Origin of the sequence: Streptococcus oralis, assembly GCF_003944215.1 — a bacterium.
GTDB lineage: Bacteria > Bacillota > Bacilli > Lactobacillales > Streptococcaceae > Streptococcus > Streptococcus oralis_BI.
The window spans coordinates 103,515-124,377 of the sequence record NZ_RJVZ01000004.1; the positions used below are offsets into that span (position 1 = coordinate 103,515).

Below are 20,863 nucleotides of genomic sequence, written 5' to 3' on the forward strand. Positions count from 1 at the left end.
TCTATCATGCTTTCTTTTTGACCTTAGGAACAGGCAAAACTTCGTACATCTCCTTAATTAGTCTCTCTAGAAATAACTTGTCTTCAAGGTCTTCTAGTAAAATCATCTCCTTAGCTCCTTTATAAGGACGTTCAAGTCTTGTCTGGCCCAGTTGATCCATGATCACCTTCACAGGCTTCAATAACAAACGATTATCATAGATTCCCCCAATAATCTTCCCACGATAATAAAGGATATACTCTCCCATCATTGGACGATAACTCATCTCCTCTAGCTCCGAAAACTGATCGAGAATAAAGGCTAAATATTCCTTACTTGAAGCCATGATTTTCACTCCACTTCTTCTAAAAATGAGGTATTACAAAACCTTACTCAAAAATTCCTTGGTCCGTTGTTCTTTTGTTTGATCGAAAATCTCCTCTGGCCTTCCATCTTCGACAACAACTCCATCCGCCATAAAAATAACACGGTCTGCTACCTCACGCGCAAAGCCCATTTCATGAGTCACAATCACCATAGTCATCCCTGATTTAGCAAGGTCTTGCATCACAGCTAGAACTTCTCCAACCATCTCAGGGTCTAGGGCTGAAGTCGGCTCATCAAAAAGCAAAACATCTGGTTCCATAGCAAGTCCACGTGCAATGGCAATCCGTTGTTGCTGACCACCTGACAAACTCTGTGGATAGGCCGTCGCCTTATCTGGTAGGCCAACTTTTTCTAGCAGTTCTTGCGCTCTTTTCTCCGCTACTTCCTTGCTTTCCCCTTTGGTTTTGATTGGAGACAGGGTGATGTTTTCCATGACCGTCATATTTGGAAAAAGGTTGAATTGTTGGAATACCATGCCCATCTTTTCGCGCATCGCAAAAAGGTCATTCTTCTTATCCGTAATATCGACACCTTCAAAGATAACCTTTCCCTTACTTGCTTCCTCGAGAAGATTCATCGAACGAAGAAGGGTTGATTTCCCGCTACCTGACGGACCGATAATTACCACAACTTCCCCTCTTTTGATCTCAAGATCAATCCCTTTCAAGACTTCATTCTTCCCAAAAGACTTATGCAAGCCTTCGATTTTTATCAAGGTTTCTGTCATTATTTTTTGTCTCCTTGTCCAATGTAATTTTCAAATGCCTTCAAAGCCACTGTCAAAACAGAAGTTATAATCAAGTAATAAAAGGCTGCAAATAAGAGAGGCGTTAAAGGTAGATAGGTCGTCGTTGCTACCGTTGTAGCTCCATTCCAAAGTTCCATGACACCGATTGCTGACAAAAGCGAACTATCCTTGATAATGGTAATAAATTCATTTCCCAATGCTGGCAAAATATTCTTGATTGCCTGTGGCAAAATAACATAACGCATAGCATTTTTGGGACGAATACCCAAGGAATAAGCCGCCTCTAACTGCCCTTTAGGAACTGCATTGATCCCTGCACGAACAGTTTCAGACACATAGGCACCACTATTCATCGAGATAATCAGAATACCTGGAATTAAACGAGAAAGATCAACTCCTAAAATTCCCACTTGGATAGTCGGAGCGTTGATATGCATAAGGGCAAAGGCAATCATAATCTGAACCATCATCGGAGTTCCACGGAAAATCCATATATAGACATTTGCAAACCAAACAAGCGGTTTAAAGCGTGATCGCTGAGCAAAGGCCAATAAGACACCTAGAATGGTACCGAAAAAGACTACCAGAATTGAAATCACTACAGTGATAAGAGCACCATAATTAAAATAAGGTAAATACTTTGGTAAAAAGGAAAAATTCATATAAACTCAGCTTTCTAAATATCAGATTGTATGATTATAACATGTATTGAATTAAAATTCAATCTTTTCCCACTGATTTTCACCAATAATTTTATGCAAAAGAGAAATAGCGAGAAATCTTAGTTTTTTCTAGTCAAGTCCCCGTGGTTTATGGTAAAATAGTAACGATAAGAAATGGAGGAGAATCATAATGGAATCACATTTGGTTAGAATCATCAACCGCCTAGAAGCTATGACAAAAGATGGCGGAAATCTAAAACGTAATTTTGAACGTGAAGGAGTTGTTGTTGCAGAAGTTGCTTACAGCTATGACGAAGAAAATGGATCACTCTTCACCCTTCGCGATGTTGAAGCACGTGAAACCTATACCTTTGATAGTATTGACTTGATTGCAATGGAGATCTACGAACTCCTTTACTAATAAAAAATCAGTAGGGAAAACCTGACTGATGAACGAGAATCCTTTTTGTCCCCGCAATGGGATTTTTTCTTGCCCTCAATGTCGCTTGATTCTCCTTGAATTCTTCTTTTAAAAACGAACACTTCCCAATCTTTTTACTTGCTTTACACCTTAATCATGCTATAATGAGAGTATAAAACTTTGACTATTTTTGACCTTTTTATTAAGCCAAGAATAAGAATGAAATGAGGTAGATGTATGCTCTGTCAAAACTGTAAAATAAACGACTCAACAATTCATCTGTATACCAATATCAATGGACAGCAAAAGCAAATTGATCTCTGTCAAAATTGCTATAAAATTATCAAAACGGATCCAAACAATACCCTCTTTAAAGGAATGACTGACCTAAACAATCGAGACTTTGATCCTTTTGGAGACTTTTTCAATGATTTGAATAATTTCAGGGCTTCTTCAAATAACGTTCCCCCAACTCAATCAGGTGGAGGATATGGGGGCGATGGGGGATACGGACCTCAAAACCGTGGTCCACTTCAAACACCTCCTAGCCAAGAAAGAGGACTCCTAGAGGAATATGGTATCAACGTAACTGAGATTGCCCGTCGTGGGGATATTGACCCTGTTATCGGTCGAGATGAGGAGATTATCCGTGTTATCGAAATCCTCAACCGTCGAACAAAAAACAATCCTGTCCTCATCGGAGAACCAGGTGTTGGTAAAACAGCCGTTGTTGAAGGTCTGGCTCAAAAAATTGTCGATGGTGATGTTCCCCATAAACTCCAAGGCAAGCAGGTCATCCGTCTGGATGTGGTCAGTCTAGTCCAAGGGACGGGGATTCGAGGCCAATTTGAAGAACGCATGCAAAAGCTCATGGAAGAAATTCGCAAACGCGAGGACATCATTCTCTTTATCGATGAAATCCATGAAATTGTCGGTGCAGGATCTGCGGGCGATGGCAATATGGATGCAGGAAATATCCTCAAACCTGCCCTTGCTCGTGGTGAGTTGCAATTGGTTGGCGCTACTACTCTTAATGAATACCGCATCATTGAAAAAGATGCTGCTTTGGAGCGTCGGATGCAGCCTGTCAAGGTAGATGAACCAACTGTCGGAGAAACCATTACCATCCTCAAAGGGATTCAAAAGAAATACGAAGACTACCATCACGTCAAGTATACTGATGCTGCTATCGAGGCAGCTGCAAATCTTTCCAACCGCTACATCCAAGACCGCTTCTTGCCAGACAAGGCTATTGACCTTTTGGACGAAGCTGGTTCTAAGATGAACTTGACCTTGAACTTTGTGGATCCCAAAGTGATTGACCAGCGTTTAATTGAGGCTGAGAATCTCAAGGCTCAAGCTACACGAGAGGAAGACTTTGAAAAAGCTGCCTACTTCCGTGATCAGATTGCCAAGTACAAGGAAATGCAGAAAAACAAGGTGACCGATCAGGATACTCCTATCATTAGCGAGAAAACCATTGAGCATATCATTGAGCAGAAAACCAATATTCCTGTTGGAGAACTCAAAGAAAAAGAACAGTCTCAATTGATCCATCTAGCAGACGACCTCAAGTCCCATGTTATCGGACAAGATGAGGCTGTCGATAAGATTGCCAAAGCCATCCGTCGTAATCGTGTTGGACTTGGAACTCCTAACCGCCCAATCGGAAGTTTCCTCTTTGTCGGACCAACTGGTGTCGGTAAGACAGAACTTTCCAAACAACTAGCCATTGAACTCTTTGGTTCTGCTGACAGCATGATTCGCTTTGATATGAGTGAATACATGGAAAAACACAGTGTGGCTAAATTAGTCGGTGCCCCTCCAGGCTATGTAGGCTACGATGAAGCGGGTCAATTAACAGAAAAAGTTCGTCGCAATCCCTACTCTCTCATCCTTCTCGATGAAGTTGAAAAAGCCCACCCAGATGTCATGCACATGTTCCTCCAAGTCTTGGACGATGGTCGTTTGACTGATGGGCAAGGACGTACAGTTAGCTTTAAGGATGCTATCATTATCATGACCTCAAATGCGGGTACTGGTAAGGCCGAAGCCAGTGTTGGTTTTGGGGCAGCTCGTGAAGGTCGAACCAACTCTGTTCTCGGTGAACTCGGCAACTTCTTTAGCCCAGAATTTATGAACCGTTTTGACGGCATCATCGAGTTTAAAGCTCTTAGCAAGGACAACCTTCTCCAAATCGTCGAACTCATGCTAGCAGATGTCAACAAACGCCTCTCTAGCAACAATATCCACCTCGATGTGACAGACAAGGTCAAGGAAAAGTTGGTTGACTTGGGATATGATCCAAAAATGGGGGCACGGCCACTCCGTCGTACCATTCAAGACCATATCGAGGACGCCATCACTGACTTCTACCTTGAAAATCCAAGTGAGAAAGCCCTCAAGGCAGTCATGACAAGCAATGGTAAGATTCAAATCAAATCTGCCAAAAAAACTGAAAAAATAGAAGAGATTGCTTCTGAAATAGAAGAATAAATCTCATAAAAGGAACAGGGAACAAGATTTCCTGTTCTCTTTTTTAATTCTCTTCTTGAACTTGATAGCGAAGAATTGTTTTCAATTTGCTTGGCTCCGTTCGATGAAGGTTATTGAGATAGATTTCTCGATGGATTTCCGAAGTTCTTTTGAGTTTATGAAGTTGACAAAAATGCTCCATCTCTGTAAAAGTCTCATTTTCAGTATCAAAAGGTCCTACATGAAGCATAGCAAGGCTTTGGCCTTCTTCTATTTTTTCAAAACGAATAGCCTCATAGAGAGGATTTGGTTTCTTGATTTTGACCTCATTCAGAGCTTCCTCAAATAGTTCTCTCGTAATAAAATCGGGTTGCCTAATCATAATACTATAAGAAAGCTCACTTTTTACCAGTTCTCCCTCCTTCTCCTTTTTCCATACACCTTCTAAAGGAAAGACAGTGAAATCAGTGTAAACCTCATTCATAGGAGCTTTTTTATACTTCATCTTTATCGCATAAGCTAAGGCATATAAAGTCCCTACGCGTTCTGAAAAATCTTCTTGATTTGGATCACCTTTATCATCAATCACGATATAGGATTGACCTGGTACCTGCAAGATACTGGGCCTAGCTTTCACTTGATAAAGATCTTTCGCTTCTTTTCTCCATTCGTATTTCATTTGGTTCTTCTCCTTTCTATCTCTAGTATAGCACCAAAACCCTGACATCTTTTGTCAAGGTTTGTAAAGTTTTTGGATTTTTTCTAATCTAGAAAGCAATTCCTTCTTCAGATGATTGGGGGCGAGTATTTCCACCCCATCTAGATAAGATAGGAGGTAAGTATACAGACTTTCATGCTCTGGTAGGACTGTCTTTACATAATAACATCCATCTTTACCCAAGCTAATCTCATCTTCTGAAAAATCTTCATAAACCCGGAAAGCAAGCTTGGGGCTAAACTTCAAGGAAACTTTGATTTGATTTGCTACTTGATCCGAGGCATCAACCAAATCCATCACATTTTTCTGATTCATAGTTTCAGTTGTTAGGTGATAATTCCTAATTCTGGATAATTTGAAAAAACGCCACTCTTCCTTCAAACAACAGTAGGCATAAAGATACCAATCTCTCTTTTTAAATATGAGTCTAAAGGGCTCGACTGTACGAATCGTTTTCTGACCACTCCCACCTAGATAAGTGATCACCAGTTGCCTTTTCTCTAGAATAGCATGTTTGATGTTATCGAATAATTCTTTTTGACCTTCTCGCTTTCTCCAGTCAGTCAAGTCTACTTCTATCCAAGGGCTGGTAGAAACTTGAAAAATAGATTCCAATTTTTCAAGTAACAGGTCTTGCCTATCATCGGTCAGGGCTTGAATCCCTTGCAAAGCTGACAGAAGTTCTAATTTTTCATCCTCAGATACTAGAGTACGATCCAGAACAAAGTCCTTCATTAAAAAGATTCCGCCCGCTTTTCCAGGTACTGAATATAGGGGAATCCCAGCTATACTCAACCGCTCAATATCACGATAAATCGTACGTACAGATACTTCAAACAATCGAGCTAATTCAGGAGCCGTTGTACTGCCTTTTTCTAAAAGTTGATATAGGATACGAAATAGTCTTGATTCTGCCATAAAATCACCTCTCTTTTATTATACCAGTTATAGTGCTAGGGTTGGAAAGTTTAACTAGACAAGTATTGATCAAGACAGAGTAACTTTTTTTCACAAGTTCGTTGGTTTATTCTTGACAGCTAGCCCCCCGTCCATTATGATAATAATAAAGATACTAGAGAATGAGGAAAATGCAATGGCAAACCCAACTTTTGGTGAAAAAAAAGAGAATGTAACCTACCAACCCCGCTATGGAGTTTACGCAGTTATTCCTGATACAGAAAAAAAACAAATTGTCCTAGTTCAAGCTCCCAATGGTGCTTGGTTCTTGCCAGGTGGAGAGATTGAAGCAGGCGAAGATCATCAAAAGGCACTGAAAAGAGAACTAATCGAAGAACTTGGTTTTACAGCTGAAATCGGAACCTATTATGGTCAAGCTGATGAGTATTTCTACTCTCGTCACCGCGATGCCTACTACTACAATCCAGCTTATCTCTACGAAGCCATTTCTTTCCAAGAAGTACAAAAGCCATTGGAAGATTTTAATCATATTGCTTGGTTTCCTATTGACGAGGCAATAGAAAAACTCAAACGTGGTAGCCATAAATGGGGAGTAGAAGCTTGGAAAATCCATCATGGAATTGACTAAAATACACGATTTTATCCAAAAAGTGCTATAATAGAGTTAGAAAATCGGAGGAACTATTATGAAGCTTATCAACACGACTAATTCACACTCGCAACTTGTTAAAAGCCAATTAGAAAGTACTGACGCAACTCTTGTTGAGGTTTATTCAGCTGGGAACACAGATGTGATTTTCACACAAGCTCCGCTTCACTATGAAATCCTCATTTCCAACAAACACCGCGCTATTCGTGAACCAGAAATCGAAACCATCCAAGACTTCTTCATGAAGCGCAAAATTGATAAAGATAAGATCGATGAAGCCAATATCAAGACCCTCTATTCAGACAAATTGATTGAAATTTCTATTCCTACAAAATAAGAAAGCCAGCCTAGAGCTGGTTTTCTTTTGCAAAAAAGATTGGTAGTGCACAGCTACCAATCTTTTAGTTTTATTTCACAGCTTCTTTCAAAGCGTCTACCTTGTCCAAACGTTCCCACGGAAGGTCAATATCTGTACGTCCCATGTGTCCATAAGCCGCTGTTTGACGGTAAATTGGACGTTTGAGATCCAGCATTTGGATAATTCCCGCAGGGCGAAGGTCAAAGATTTGACGAGCCGCTTTTTCAAGTTTGCTTTCAGCTACTGTTCCAGTACCAAAGGTATCGATACGGACAGAAACTGGTTGCGCAACACCGATAGCGTAGGCCAATTGCACTTCTGCCTTCTTAGCAAGACCTGCTGCAACGATATTCTTGGCAATATAACGAGCTGCATATGAAGCAGAACGGTCCACCTTAGTTGCATCCTTACCAGAGAAAGCACCTCCACCATGACGAGAGTAGCCACCATAGGTATCCACAATAATCTTACGACCAGTCAAACCTGAGTCTCCTTGAGGTCCACCGATTACAAAGCGACCAGTTGGATTGATGAAGAATTTTGTTTGTTCATCCAAGTAAGAAGCTGGGATCACCTCTTTGATAACTCTGCTAATCACATCATTGTGAATTTGTTCATTGCTAACTTCTGGATCGTGCTGAGTTGAAATAACGACTGTGTCCACACGCACTGGACGGTCATTTTCATCATACTCAACTGTAACTTGTGATTTAGCATCTGGACGGAGATAGCTGATTTCACCAGACTTACGAAGTTCTGCCAAACGACGAACCAACTTGTGGCTAAGTGAGATTGGCAATGGCATGAGCTCTTCTGTTTCGTCCACTGCAAATCCAAACATAAGACCTTGATCTCCAGCTCCAATCAAATCAAGCGGATCTTGATCTGCATTTCCACGGACTTCCAAGGCTTCGTTAACACCTTGGGCGATATCTGGGGACTGCTCAACAAGTGACGGATGAACTCCCACCGTCTCCGCAGAAAAACCATACTCCGTATTAGTATAACCAATCTCTGCAATGGTATCACGAACCACGCGGTTGATATCCACATAAGCATTTGTAGAAATTTCACCAAAAACATGGACAGAACCAGTATATACAGCTGTCTCAGCAGCAACGTGCGCTTCTGGATCCTCTGCTAAAATAGCATCCAAAATCGCATCTGAAATTTGGTCTGCAATCTTATCCGGATGCCCCTCAGATACAGATTCAGACGTGAATAATTTACGTTCTGACATAAAAATGTCCCCCCTTAAAAAATATTGTTATAGAGTTACAAAGTACTGGTAGAAAATCCTATCCTCTACAGGTTGCGACTCGAAAGAAATAAAAACAATACTTTTTTATTTCTGAAGCTAGTAAGGCGCATAGGGTAACCGTAGAATGACGAGCGACTTTGAAGCCATCATTCTTTGCGAGTTACAAAGTACTGATAGAAATTTCTACCATCTTATCGGGACTATATAACCTTATCATTATACCACTTTTTACTTTTTTTTGCAGTATTTTTGAAAATTCATAAAACGAAGTTAGAAAAAGGAGCCATTCAGCTCCAATTTTATACTTAAAATGTTTGGCGTTTAGCTTTACGCTCTGCACGGCCACGTGCGCGATTTTCAGCACGCTTGGTTTTGCGGCGTTTTTCATCCACCGCCCATTGAATCTTCTTCTTATAGCCTGGTTTGACTTTTTTCTTTTTCTTTTTGACCAAGCCAATCATTTCAATATCAAGCTTATCCTGCTTCTTTTCACGGTTGGCACGACGATCACGGTCATAGGTATCTTGAAACTCTCCGTCTTTGACCATCTTAGGAGTAAACTTGATTCCTAATTTCTCCAACTCACGGATATCCGAGTCATCGCTTGGCTGGTAAAGGGTAATAGCTGTACCAGGCAGTCCGTTGCGCCCAGTCCGTCCAACACGGTGAACAAAGAAGGACAAGTCTTGCGGAATGGCATCATTAATAACATGGCTGACACCTTCAATGTCAATCCCACGCGCTGCCAAGTCTGTTGCGACAATGTACTCAAAATCCAGATTTTTCACCTGATTCATGATCCGTTTGCGTTCACGAGGAGCAATGTCTCCATGAATCTTAGCTACCTTCAATCCTTGAGCAGTCAAGTAGGCATGTAACTCATCAGCACGCGTTTTTGTGTTAACAAAGATCATTGCCAAATAAGGCTGCATCAACTGAGTCAGCTGGTAAATTTGAGCATTCTTGTCGCGGCCCTTGGTCGAAATCAACCAATTATCAATCGTATCAGAAATGACTGTCTTAGTCTTGATTTTTTCCATGACAGGATTTGACAAGTATTTTTTCAAGAATGGTTGCAATTTTTGTGGAATAGTTGCTGAAAAGACCATGAATTGCAAGTCTTTTGGAAGGCTCCCTGCAATCTTATCGACTGTCTCCAAGAATCCCATATCCAAGGTCATATCGGCTTCATCGACGACAAAGGTCTTGGCCTTGTGAATAGCCAAATCACCAGATTTGACCAAGTCATAGATACGACCTGGAGTCCCGATGACAATATGGGGCTGGTTACTTGCCAATTTATCAATCTGACGTGCCTTATCCGTACCCCCCACATAGTTGACCACACGAACTTCGACATCTGAGTGGGCTGCAATCTGACGTGCTGCTTGGTAAATCTGAGCAGCTAACTCACGACTTGGAGCCGTAATCACTGCTTGCACACTATCGCTAGTTTCATCTAATTGCTGGAAAATGGGTAGCAAGAAAGTATGGGTCTTTCCTGAACCTGTTTTTGATTCACCGACCAAATCTCGTCCTGCCAAGATAATAGGAATTAACTTATCCTGTACCTCTGTCGGAGTTGTAAATTTCAACTCCTCCAAAGCCTTTTCTATATAGTTTTTAAACTGAAATTTCGTAAATGACATACTATCCTCAATTCTATTCATCTAACCATTATACCATATTTTGAACATTTTCAGTAGTCCAGCTCATCTGACCTATCACAAGTCTCTAAATTTCTCCAAATACCACTCTTAGACTAGAAATCATACATTTGATTTCTACCCAAAATACAAAAAGAGAAGACCAATTTGGTCTTCTCTCAGCCTTAAAGCTTGCGATTCAGATAGATTTGTCAAACAGTCAACTACCTGCTTAATAATCTTATAAAGGTCGATATACTCTAGATAAAATTAGTGCTTAATCATCTTTCCGCTTACGACCAAGAAGTAATGCTCCTAGACCTACAAGAAGAGAGCTAGTCATTAGTCCAGTGAGTGAAAGCGGTGCAGTGCTACCTGTATTTGGCAATGTAGCTTGTTTTGCTTTTTCTCCTGCTGGACTTTGAGCTGGTGGATTCTCTTCAGGTTTTCTTGGTTGTTCTGGTTGATGTCTATCTGCCTGATTATTATCAGCCCCCTGCTCTCCTCCTGGATTAACTGGTGGAACTGGATTTGGTTGAGGTGCTGGTTGTGGTTGTGGACTAGGATCTTGCTTAGCTTCAAAGACCCACTTACCGACGAAGGTTAGATTTGCCCCCTCTTCCACTTCTTGGTAACCTAAGAATGTCCATGTACCATTTGCAACAGCAACTTCTACAGGCATTGGTGCTTCTGGAACGAAAGCAATCGCTGCAAAAGAACTTGTAGTATATGTTCCACTTTGTGGAAGTAAGCTCAATACTTCTGCTGGCAAGTTGTTGTCTGCGGTTGCACTTTCGAAGCGATAAGTCACTTGATGGGTTTCAGTTACCGGTGCAGGTAAAACATTAACTGGTACAGGAACTTCAGTAGAAGAACCATCTGGATAATCAACTCGTACTTTACCTGTGTAAGTTCCTGGTTTTGTTATGTCAATTTGACCTGCAGGTGTAATATCAACTACCTTAGTGCCAGCTGGAAGGCTTGTCAAGTTCTTCACATTATCGGTCAAGTCAGGTGTTTCTCCAACCTTGATAGTTTCTTCCGTTACTTGAGGCGTATAAGTTTCAGCATTTGTCGGATTCGCCTTGAATTCCCACTTACCTACAAACTCAACATTAGCCTTGTTGACAACGGCGCTAGCTGCGTCATAACCCTTGAAGGTCCATGTACCATCGTTCACTGCGTCGGTGTATGTGGTTTGGGATGGTTGCTGAGCGGAAACAGAGGCACCATTCACATAAGTCGCACTGTCACTTGGAAGCAGCGTTGCGATACCTGCTGGAAGAGCTTTACTTGTTCCTTCGCTCTCGAAGCGGTAAGTCGCTTGATACTTGTTGGCTTCAAAGGTCCATTTTCCTACAAACTCAACATTAGCCTTGTTCACGACTGCATTTTCTGCATCGTAGCCCTTGAAGGTCCAGGTGCCGTCGTTCACAGTATCTGTGTAAGTGGTTTGCGCTGGTTGCTGAGCGGAAACAGAGTCTCCATTCACATACGAGTCACTATCGCTTGGGATCAATGCTGCGATGGCTGCTAGAAGTTGCTTACCTGATGTGGCGCTCTCGAAGCGATAAGTCGCTTGGTACTTGTTGGCTTCAAAGGTCCAGTTACCTACGAAGGATACATTGGACTTGTTGACTACAGCGCTAGCTGCGTCGTAACCCTTGAAGGTCCATGTGCCGTCATTCACACTATCTGTGTATGTGGTTTGGGATGGTTGTTTAGCGGAAACAGACTCCCCATTCACATACGAATCACTATCGCTTGGAAGTAGTGTTGCAATGCCTGCCGGAAGAGCTTTTCCTGCTGTGGCGCTCTCGAAGCGGTAGCTTGCTTGGTACTTGTTGGCTTCAAAGGTCCAGTTACCTACGAAGGATACATTGGACTTGTTGACAACGGCGCTAGCTGCGTCGTAACCCTTGAAGGTCCAAGTACCGTCATTCACACCATCTGTGTATGTGGTTTGAGATGGTTGTTGAGCGGAAACAGACGCACCATTCTCATATGTTGCACTGTCGCTTGGAAGTAGTGTTGCAATGCCTGCTGGAAGAGCTTTTCCTGCTGTTGCGCTCTCGAAGCGGTAGCTTGCTTGGTACTTGTTGGCTTCAAAGGTCCAGTTACCTACGAAGGATACATTGGACTTGTTGACTACAGCGCTAGCTGTGTCATAGCCCTTGAAGGTCCAGGTGCCGTCGTTCACAGTATCTGTGTAAGTGGTTTGCGCTGGTTGCTGAGCGGAAACAGAATCACCATTCTCATATGTTGCACTGTCGCTTGGAAGCAGCGTTGCGATAGCTGCTGGAAGAGCTTTTCCTGCTGTCTCGCTCTCGAAGCGGTAAGTAGCTTGGTACTTGTTGGCTTCAAAGGCCCACTTACCTACAAACTCTACATCAGCCTTGTTCACGACTGAATTGCCTGCGTCATAGCCCTTAAAGGTCCAGGTGCCGTCGTTCACAGTATCTGTGTAGGTCGCTTGCGCTGGTTGTTGAGCGGAAACAGTGTCACCATTCACATATCTTGCACTGTCGCTTGGGGTCAAGGCTGCGATGGCTGCTGGAAGAGCTTTACTTGTTCCTTCGCTCTCGAAGCGATAAGTCGCTTGGTACTTGTTGGCTTCAAAGGTCCATTTACCGACGAAGGCTACATTGGCCTTGTTGACAACGGCGCTAGCTGCGTCGTAGCCCTTGAAGGTCCATGTGCCGTCATTCACAGTATCTGTGTATGTGGTTTGAGATGGTTGTTGAGCTGAAACAGAGGCACCATTCACATAGGTTGCACTGTCGCTTGGAAGTAGTGTGGCAATGCCTGCTGGAAGAGCTTTTCCTGCTGTGGCGCTCTCGAAGCGGTAGCTTGCTTGGTACTTGTTGGCTTCAAAGGCCCAGTTACCTACAAACTCTACATTGGACTTGTTGACAACGGCGCTAGCTGCGTCATAACCCTTGAAGGTCCAGGTGCCGTCGTTCACTACGTCGGTGTAAGTGGTTTGAGATGGTTGCTGAGCGGAAACAGACTCACCATTCTCATATGTTGCACTGTCGCTTGGCGTCAAAGCTGCGATGGCTGCCGGAAGAGCTTTTCCTGCTGTGGCGCTCTCGAAGCGGTAAGTCGCTTGGTACTTGTTGGCTTCAAAGGTCCATTTACCGACGAAGGCTACATTGGCCTTGTTGACAACGGCGCTAGCTGCGTCGTAGCCCTTGAAGATCCATGTGCCGTCGTTCACTGCGTCGGTGTAAGTGGTTTGGGATGGTTGTTGAGCGGAAACAGAGTCTCCATTCACATATGTTGCACTGTCGCTTGGTGTTAATGCTGCGATGGCTGCTGGAAGAGCTTTTCCTGCTGTCTCGCTCTCGAAGCGGTAAGTAGCTTGGTACTTGTTGGCTTCAAAGGTCCATTTACCTACAAACTCTACATTGGACTTGTTGACTACAGCGCTAGCTGCGTCATAGCCCTTGAAGGTCCAAGTGCCGTCGTTCACTGTGTCTGTGTATGTGGCTTGAGATGGTTGTTGAGCGGAAACAGAGGCACCATTCACATAGGTTGCACTGTCGCTTGGAATCAAAGCGGTGATTTCCGCTGGAAGAGCTTTTCCTGCTGTTGCACTTGCGAAACTGTAAGTAGCTTGGTACTTGTTAGCTTCAAACTTCCACTTACCTGTGAAAGTCAAATCAGCTTTTTTCACAATCTTACTTTTAGCATCGTAACCAACGAAAGTCCAGGTACCATCGTTCATATCATCTTTGTAAGTCGTTTTAGTCAACTCTTCTGGTACAACTTTTTGCATGTTGTAATAGCTTGAGCTATCTTTCGGTGCTTTCTTCTGGATAAATTCAGGCAAATCAACACCAGATGTAACACTTACAAAAGTATAGCTTACATGATGCGGTCTAGGCGTTACTTCCCAGATACCTGTAAATGTCACACGCTTGCCATTATAGGTCGCATTCTTCTGATCGTAACCTTTGAAGGTCCAGACATAGTCTTTTTCTTCTTCAACTACTGATTCTTTAGCAGGTTGTTTGGCTACAATGGTGTCACCAACCTTATAAGAAGCCTCATCATTTGGAAGCATTCCCAAAATACTTTGTGGTAATGGAACACCCGCTTTAGATGATTTGAATACATATTCTGGGTTTGGAGTAGGTACCCAGCTTCCAAGGAAAGTCTGTCTGCCTTCTGCTACAACGATTTTTTCTTTATCGTATCCTGCAAATGTCCAAGTCACTTTATTTGCTGTATCAACATAAGTCGTTTCACTTGGTTGTTCAGCCAGAATTTCCTTAGGATATAACTTGTAATCATAAGGATTTTTCGGAGTCAACTTGGTGATATGATCTGGTAGTGCAAAAGCAGGATTGGTTGATTGGAACTGATAGTCTACACCATTTGGCGTAAAGCTCCAAGATCCTGTGATGGTCTTCACTTTCGTACCTGCAATAGCTTTTCCGTATTTATCCGCATCAAAACCATGGAAAGTCCAAGTACCAGTTGGAACAGTTACTGTGGTTGTGTCAAGTTTGCTTGCATCTTTGTAATCGTCAGCTCGTGCAACGAAATCAGTGCCAGCTGGAAGCATGTCACGAATCTTGTTTGGAAGAGGATAAGCAGGAGTCAAGTTAGTAAATTTATACTCCACTCTGTAGATTGTATCAGACTGATCAGTAGGAACCAAAATCCATCTTCCTCTAAAGATAACGTCTCCTGTCCCTACTGTTTTCACACGTGGAGAAATAGTCGTATTATCATCTTCATAGTAGTCATCAAATACCCAAGTTCCTCTGCCATCTGGATCCTCAATTCTTGTTTTAGACGGCATTTTAACGCGAGCTTTTTCACCCTTGACAAATTCTCTTTCATAAGTGATTAGATCAAACAAAGTTGATGGTGGGTAGATTAAATTACCAGAAGAATCTTTTGAATCTGTATAGAAGTCATAGTAAACACTATGCTTGTTCGGTTCAAATTTCCAATAAACAGTGTAGATAGAATCCTCGTCGTCAGCTGGTTTCTCAACGTCCTCCTTTCGCTGAGGAATCTGCTGAGGAACCCATATACCATCATTTTCTGTATCATTGTATTGATACAAATAGCTAATAGCATTATAGACATTCTCAGAATAATCTGACGGAGAAGTCGTGATAGGAGCTGGAATTTGTGTCTTCAAATCATCAGGAATGGTCTTCCCTGGAGTATCACTCACAAAGTCAAAGGAAACTGTCTTATCTCTGTGTGGTGTGAAGGACCAAGTACCGGTAAAGAGAACTTTATCTTGATTAACTACCTTGCTATTAGCGTCATAGCCATCAAATTTCCAAGTTCCCTTGTTTACAAAGTCCATGTAGGTCGTCTCACGTGGATATTCCGCAAATACAGTTTCGCCATTATTGTAAGTATTTGTATTACTTGGCGTCAAGACCTTAACTGCAGCTGGTAGAGTTCGACTAGGATCTGAGCTAACAAACTCATAGTTTTCTGAGTACTTATCCGCTACAAAAGTCCAAGTACCTGTAAACTTAAGGTTCCATCCATCGTGCTCCCAGTCGCTCACTGGTTTTTTAGTAAAATCGTAGCCTGTAAAGGTCCAGGTACCCTTGTTAACTGCATCATAGTAGGACTCTTGAGTCGGTCTAACAGACTGAACCATCTCACCTTTCGGGTATTTCTTTCTCTTTGCATACTCCCATTCAGGCATATCTACCGGCTTCAGATTATTGATCTCAGCAGGCAATACTTTGCCAGCAGTTCCACTGAGAAACTCGTAAGTCGGTTTCCGAGGAACCCCTTTAAATACAAACTCCAATGGTATTGTAACTTTTGGTATTTTCCCATATGTAGCCGCCCGCTCTAGTTCACGACTGAAGGTTAAATCCACTATATCTTCCTCAAAGGTCCAATTTCCTTCATTTTCCGCATCATAGAAGGGTTTGTAGAGATTTTGAGCTTCATCGTAGCGCTCCAAGGCAGCTAGCGTATCCAGTATATTTTTAGGTAAATGCTCATGACGTTTATCAAACTGATTGAGAGAAAGCTTGTAATCGTATAGCTTACTTTCTAGATCTTTTATCTCCTTAGGAAGAGGTAATTTATATTCGTCACGTGAAGTCTTAGGACTACTTGGTAAATTATAAAAATTCTCAAAATCATACTGGTTCATAGGTTTGTAGGATACAGTGACATCCTCAAAGTATTTCCAAGTTCCTACGAACTCCACATCACCATTATTTACCACTTTACTTGGAGCATCAAAGCCAGTCAAAGCCCAATAACCTTTTCGGTTAGGATATTCTTCTGAAGTATAAAAAACCCAGTGAAATTCTTGTGCTTTTACTACTTCACCCTCAGCAAATCTTCTTTTATCTTCTGGACTCCAGTTTGCAACATAAGGTGGCGGAGTTTTTCCAGGTGAACCATTAACTGCTCTATAGGTAGCCTTGTATGGTGTTGGTGTATACTCCCACTTCCCTGTGAAGAAAACATCATCTTTATCAATCACCTGACTATCATAGTCATAGCCCTTAAAGGTCCATCTACCACTTCCATCATTCTCTACATAAGTTGTTTCAGTTGGCTGGATGGCCTTTACTTTATCGCCCTTTTTGTAGATTTTTGTGTCTTCTGGCTTCAAGTAGTTCAGACCAAACGGAACCGTTTTTCCTGGTGTAGCACTTTCAAACTCATAAAGTGCCGAACGAGGAGTCTTATCCTTGTCTGGGATGAACTTCGGATTTTTATCACGAAGACCTGAATTGACAAAAGTCACGAGATTGCGATAAACTTTATCAATTTCTTCTTGCTTTGTCGCAGTTTGAAGCACACCATCGGCAGCTGTCATTACACCATTCAAGATTTCTAGACTATCGTCTGTCTTACTTGAAAAGTCCTTGCTACGCAACTCTTTGAGGTAGTTCTCCAAAGTGCTCTTATTGAGACTAGCATTTGCTGGAGTTGCTTGAGCAGTGGCTGCAGCTGGCTGACTTGTACCTGTAGCTGGCTGAGCATTTTTGAAAACAGTCGAATCTGTTGCTTGACTTGTCTCTGTCGCAGCAGGTGCAGCAGACTTCAAAGCAACTTGGCTTTCTTTCTGGGATTCTGCAGAAGAGACCACCGAGACCTGACTCTCTGCTTTATTCTCCACTTGTTCAGTAGCCGTAAGCTCATCAGCTTGAGCTACCTGAGCGACTCCAAGCGCCGCAGGCGCAAACAAAAATCCAATCGCAAGGGACACAGTAGCAACTGACAATTTGCGGATTGAATATTTTATCTTTCTATCCTGAAAAAACATTCCAGTCCTCCTTTTATTTCATAATTTCATTCTATCATAAATAGTTAATATTAGCGATTTTTTTTGACCGTAAATTTTTAAAAACTTATTTGTGTATATTTCCTCATAATATACAAATATACAAAAAGCTCCTTCTCCAAAATAGTAATTATAGAGATTTTTGTAAAAAAATGAAAGGAATCGCTCCCTTTCATTTTTTGCTTTTATTTCCAATTTAATACCGCGTTCAAACCATAGTGGTCACTGACCTGTGGACTATTTTGACCATCAAAAACCACATGTAAGCTTTCTACTTCTAACTCTTTCGTTGTAAAGACATAGTCAATTCGAAGCGGTTCGGTATTGCCTTTCCAGCCATCAATTTCTGGTGGTACTGTATAGCTGCCACTTCTCTCCTTAGCAACTTCAAAAGCATCTTGTAACTCTAGAGGACTAGTTAAAATCGCTTGGTAGCCTTCCTGACCAGCTGGGTTATTGAAATCACCAGCTAAAATCAGAGGTTTGTTCAAACCTTTCAGCACAGCCTCAAATCGTGCCCATTCTTCCTGGAAACCTTTATTCCACCAAGAAAGATGAACACTTGCAAGAGCAAGCTCCTTACCATCTACCTCCGTCTCCGCCAAAGCAACACGTCGAGTATGATAGTCAGTTGGATCATCCACATCTGAAACTAAAATCTCACGCGCTTGAATAGGCGTTTTAGATAAGATTGCCACACCTTCATGGTAGCGGTCATAGCCGATATGATTGTAAGCCCAAGTCCAGTAGTAGGTCTTCTCCTTCTCAGCCAACTTTTCAACCAAAAGTCTCACATAGTGGTCTTGATGAATGGGTTCTGCCGCTGGCAAAGCTTGATAAAGATGATCAACTTCCACTTCTGGAGAAGTAATTTCTTGATTGATTTCTTGGAAACAAATCAAATCATAGTCTTTTTCAAGAATATCCTGGAGCAAGAGCTGGAATTTTTCCTCTGCTTCCTTCTCCATCCAACTGTGGGTATTGAGTGTTAAAAATTTCATGCTTTTCTCCTAAAACAAGAGGTTGGAAAACAGCTTCCAACCTCAAGTATATTACAATTCTACTTTAGCAACTGCTGTTTTAGCTGCAAGAGAACCAGTTTGTTCTAATTTAACAGATTTGAGAACATCTCCATTTGTGAAGACAACCACTGTTGAAGTTTCACGACCTGCTGCACGGATAGCATCCAAGTCAGCTGTGACAAGAAGATCACCAGCAGCAACCTTTTGTCCTTCAGCTACGTGAACTGTGAATGGTTTTCCTTCAAGGCTTACAGTATCCAAACCGATGTGAACAAGTACTTCAAGACCTGCTTCAGTCACAAGACCAAGAGCATGTTTTGTAGGGAAGATACTTGATACAGTACCTGTAACTGGAGATACGATATTTCCATTTGCTGGTTCTACCGCAAATCCGTCACCCATCATTTTTTGAGCAAAAACTGGGTCTTTCACTTGTTCCAAGGCAATGACTTGACCATCAGCTACTGAGTAAACTTCCTCAGTTACACCCTTGAAATGTACAGTATTTTGTTGAGCTTCCGTCATTTGGCTTGGAAGAGTTTCAGGAATAACCTCACCTGAGTCAAGGATATCTTGGATATCAGATTTCAATACGTCAGCTTTTGGTCCGTAGATAGCTTGGACGCCTTGTCCTTTCATGACAAGACCCATAGCTCCTTCAGCTTTCCATTGTTCCTCAGTACCAACACGATCTGCGTCCTTAACAGTTACACGAAGACGAGTCATACATGCATCTACATCTACGATGTTTGCACGGCCACCAAGAAGGTTAATGATATTTACAGCTTGAGAAGCAGCTGCAACTTTTGTTTCTCCTGGAGCTGCATCTTCTGATGCTCCTTCAGCAGTTTCATAGTTTCCGTTACGTCCTGGAGTTGCATAGTTGAATTTTTGAATCATGAAGTTGGCAATGAAGTACATGATGACTGCAAAGAGGACAGTTACCCAGATAAAGTTAATGATATCCATACCAAGACCAGCGTTGATAGCTAGCGGAGTACGAGTCAAGAATTCAATTGAACCGAATGAGTGCACACGAAGGTGAACAATATCTGCCATAGCAAAGGCAGCACCTTGAACTACTGCATAAACAAGGTAAAGCGGTGTTGCGATGAACATGAACATATACTCGATTGGTTCAGTAACCCCTGTCAAGAATGTTGCAAGAGCTGTCGCAATCATCATACCTTTATATTGATGTTTCTTATCAGCATCGACATTACGGTAGATAGCCACGATCACACCCATCAAAATACCGAATGAACCGATCATTTGTCCAACTTTGAAACGAGCTGGGTGAACAGTATCTAACAATTGTTGGTAGTGACTTGCATCTGTACCTTTAAGGTTAACAAGGTCTGTTACCCATGCAAGCCATAGTGGGTCTTGACCAAATACTTGAGTACCTTTAGCTGCACCAGTTAAAATGTCATAAGTACCACCAAGAGCTGTGTAGTTCATTGGGATAGTCAACATATGGTGAAGACCAAATGGCAAGAGCAAACGTTCCAAAGTACCATACAAGAATGGTGCGAGAACTGGCGCAGTTTCTTGAGAGTTGGCAATCCAAATACCAAAGTTATTGATACCTGTTTGAACTACTGGCCAGAAAGCTGCAAGTACAATTGCTGCAATAGCTGAACGAAGAATAACAACAAACGGTACAAAACGTTTCCCGTTGAAGAATGAAAGTGCGTCTGGAAGTTTACGGTAGTTGTAGTATTTGTTATAGGCAGTTGCCCCTACAAAACCTGAGATAATCCCTACGAATACACCCATGTTAAGGGCTGGTGCTTCAAGAACACTGATAAAGTAATCAGCAACTTTGATTGAACCACCAAAGAAAGTAGTTACCATAGCATCTGGATTTTTCAACATATCGCCTGATACACCAAAGATTGTACCAGTGATACGGTTAATCAAGATGAAGGCAAGACCAGCGGCGAAAGCACCACCAGCGCGCTCTTTAGCCCAGCTTCCTCCAATAGCGAGGGCAAACAAAATATGAAGGTTACCGATAACCCCCCAACCAATTTGCTCTAGTACGCCACCAGTAATAACTAGGGGAGCAAGGTTTGGGTCAATCATTGCAAGTGACTTACCGATTGAAATCATCAAACCAGCAGCCGGCATAACCGCGATAACCACCATCAAAGCCTTACCGAATTTTTGCCAAAATTCGAAAGACAAGACATTTTTGAATGTAGCTTTCATCATTCAAATCTCCTTTATTTTATTTAGGCAAACGTTTTACGAAAACGTTTGCACTTGTTTATAATTTAATTATACCACTTTATTTTTTTTTGTAAAGGCTTTTATAAA

At 42.0% G+C, this 20,863-nt stretch carries 14 protein-coding genes; 4 read left to right on the forward strand and 10 right to left on the reverse strand.

The genetic code is table 11. The features are described from left to right. Nucleotides 1-4 precede the first annotated feature (4 nt). From D8804_RS03525 to D8804_RS03535, 3 genes are read right to left on the reverse strand one after another with little or no spacing between them, the layout of a single operon-like run. Nucleotides 5-325 carry a TfoX/Sxy family protein gene (locus D8804_RS03525; protein ID WP_125398850.1) on the reverse strand — a complete coding sequence of 107 codons (321 nt, stop codon included), beginning with the start codon at nt 323-325 and terminating at the stop codon, nt 5-7. 33 nt (nt 326-358) lie between these two features. Beyond that, complete coding sequence (locus tag D8804_RS03530; protein WP_000140929.1) at nt 359-1,093, reverse strand: amino acid ABC transporter ATP-binding protein; 735 nt, start codon at nt 1,091-1,093, stop codon at nt 359-361. After that, entirely contained in the window at nt 1,093-1,776 is a 684-nt protein-coding gene (locus tag D8804_RS03535) for an amino acid ABC transporter permease (protein WP_125398851.1), read from the reverse strand. The genes D8804_RS03530 and D8804_RS03535 overlap by 1 nt, the downstream gene beginning before the upstream one ends. 190 nt (nt 1,777-1,966) lie before the next feature. Between D8804_RS03535 and D8804_RS03540 the strand changes: the two genes are divergently transcribed. After that, entirely contained in the window at nt 1,967-2,197 is a 231-nt protein-coding gene (locus D8804_RS03540; RefSeq protein WP_000443579.1) for a DUF1797 family protein, read from the forward strand. 237 nt (nt 2,198-2,434) lie between these two features. Further along, the gene (locus tag D8804_RS03545) at nt 2,435-4,693 is read left to right on the forward strand and encodes an ATP-dependent Clp protease ATP-binding subunit (RefSeq protein WP_125398852.1); all 2,259 of its coding nucleotides are present in this window, start codon (nt 2,435-2,437) and stop codon (nt 4,691-4,693) included. 43 nt (nt 4,694-4,736) lie between these two features. On the opposite strand, the gene D8804_RS03550 is transcribed toward D8804_RS03545, so the two are convergent. After that, the gene (locus D8804_RS03550) at nt 4,737-5,351 is read right to left on the reverse strand and encodes a GyrI-like domain-containing protein (RefSeq protein ID WP_125398853.1); all 615 of its coding nucleotides are present in this window, start codon (nt 5,349-5,351) and stop codon (nt 4,737-4,739) included. Nucleotides 5,352-5,405: 54 nt separating this feature from the next. After that, nucleotides 5,406-6,308 carry a helix-turn-helix transcriptional regulator gene (locus tag D8804_RS03555; protein WP_125398854.1) on the reverse strand — a complete coding sequence of 301 codons (903 nt, stop codon included), beginning with the start codon at nt 6,306-6,308 and terminating at the stop codon, nt 5,406-5,408. A gap of 175 nt (nt 6,309-6,483) precedes the next feature. Between D8804_RS03555 and D8804_RS03560 the strand changes: the two genes are divergently transcribed. Together D8804_RS03560 and D8804_RS03565 are read left to right on the forward strand one after the other, a co-directional pair. Beyond that, the gene (locus D8804_RS03560) at nt 6,484-6,936 is read left to right on the forward strand and encodes an NUDIX hydrolase (protein WP_125398855.1); all 453 of its coding nucleotides are present in this window, start codon (nt 6,484-6,486) and stop codon (nt 6,934-6,936) included. 58 nt (nt 6,937-6,994) lie between these two features. After that, complete coding sequence (locus tag D8804_RS03565; protein WP_000767190.1) at nt 6,995-7,294, forward strand: DUF1827 family protein; 300 nt, start codon at nt 6,995-6,997, stop codon at nt 7,292-7,294. A 70-nt stretch (nt 7,295-7,364) separates the two neighbouring features. Here the strand turns inward: D8804_RS03565 and metK are convergent, their stop codons facing one another. From metK to D8804_RS03595, 5 genes are all read right to left on the reverse strand, one after another. Beyond that, nucleotides 7,365-8,555, reverse strand: a complete 1,191-nt coding sequence (metK, locus tag D8804_RS03570; protein WP_125398856.1) for a methionine adenosyltransferase — start codon at nt 8,553-8,555, stop codon at nt 7,365-7,367. Between the two features lie 326 nt (nt 8,556-8,881). Next, nucleotides 8,882-10,225, reverse strand: coding sequence for a DEAD/DEAH box helicase (locus D8804_RS03580; protein WP_125398872.1), 1,344 nt, complete (start codon nt 10,223-10,225; stop codon nt 8,882-8,884). A gap of 274 nt (nt 10,226-10,499) precedes the next feature. After that, nucleotides 10,500-17,501, reverse strand: coding sequence for an SHIRT domain-containing protein (locus D8804_RS03585; RefSeq protein ID WP_125398857.1), 7,002 nt, complete (start codon nt 17,499-17,501; stop codon nt 10,500-10,502). Between the two features lie 203 nt (nt 17,502-17,704). Beyond that, the gene (locus D8804_RS03590) at nt 17,705-18,520 is read right to left on the reverse strand and encodes an endonuclease/exonuclease/phosphatase family protein (RefSeq protein ID WP_125398858.1); all 816 of its coding nucleotides are present in this window, start codon (nt 18,518-18,520) and stop codon (nt 17,705-17,707) included. Between the two features lie 51 nt (nt 18,521-18,571). Beyond that, nucleotides 18,572-20,758: a PTS transporter subunit IIBC gene (locus D8804_RS03595; protein ID WP_125398859.1), complete on the reverse strand. Its 2,187-nt coding sequence runs from the start codon at nt 20,756-20,758 to the stop codon at nt 18,572-18,574. Between the last annotated feature and the right edge of the window lie 105 nt (nt 20,759-20,863).

What these genes read in the sequence shown, in the direction of transcription:
- D8804_RS03535 (WP_125398851.1), bottom strand. Translation starts at nt 1,776, where the DNA reads ATGAATTTTTCCTTTTTACCAAAGTATTTACCTTATTTTAATTATGGT.
- D8804_RS03580 (WP_125398872.1), bottom strand. Translation starts at nt 10,225, where the DNA reads ATGTCATTTACGAAATTTCAGTTTAAAAACTATATAGAAAAGGCTTTG.
- D8804_RS03595 (WP_125398859.1), bottom strand. Translation starts at nt 20,758, where the DNA reads ATGATGAAAGCTACATTCAAAAATGTCTTGTCTTTCGAATTTTGGCAA.
- D8804_RS03530 (WP_000140929.1), bottom strand. Translation starts at nt 1,093, where the DNA reads ATGACAGAAACCTTGATAAAAATCGAAGGCTTGCATAAGTCTTTTGGG.
- metK (WP_125398856.1), bottom strand. Translation starts at nt 8,555, where the DNA reads ATGTCAGAACGTAAATTATTCACGTCTGAATCTGTATCTGAGGGGCAT.
- D8804_RS03590 (WP_125398858.1), bottom strand. Translation starts at nt 18,520, where the DNA reads ATGAAATTTTTAACACTCAATACCCACAGTTGGATGGAGAAGGAAGCA.
- D8804_RS03555 (WP_125398854.1), bottom strand. Translation starts at nt 6,308, where the DNA reads ATGGCAGAATCAAGACTATTTCGTATCCTATATCAACTTTTAGAAAAA.
- D8804_RS03560 (WP_125398855.1), top strand. Translation starts at nt 6,484, where the DNA reads ATGGCAAACCCAACTTTTGGTGAAAAAAAAGAGAATGTAACCTACCAA.
- D8804_RS03525 (WP_125398850.1), bottom strand. Translation starts at nt 325, where the DNA reads ATGGCTTCAAGTAAGGAATATTTAGCCTTTATTCTCGATCAGTTTTCG.
- D8804_RS03565 (WP_000767190.1), top strand. Translation starts at nt 6,995, where the DNA reads ATGAAGCTTATCAACACGACTAATTCACACTCGCAACTTGTTAAAAGC.
- D8804_RS03545 (WP_125398852.1), top strand. Translation starts at nt 2,435, where the DNA reads ATGCTCTGTCAAAACTGTAAAATAAACGACTCAACAATTCATCTGTAT.
- D8804_RS03585 (WP_125398857.1), bottom strand. Translation starts at nt 17,501, where the DNA reads ATGTTTTTTCAGGATAGAAAGATAAAATATTCAATCCGCAAATTGTCA.
- D8804_RS03550 (WP_125398853.1), bottom strand. Translation starts at nt 5,351, where the DNA reads ATGAAATACGAATGGAGAAAAGAAGCGAAAGATCTTTATCAAGTGAAA.
- D8804_RS03540 (WP_000443579.1), top strand. Translation starts at nt 1,967, where the DNA reads ATGGAATCACATTTGGTTAGAATCATCAACCGCCTAGAAGCTATGACA.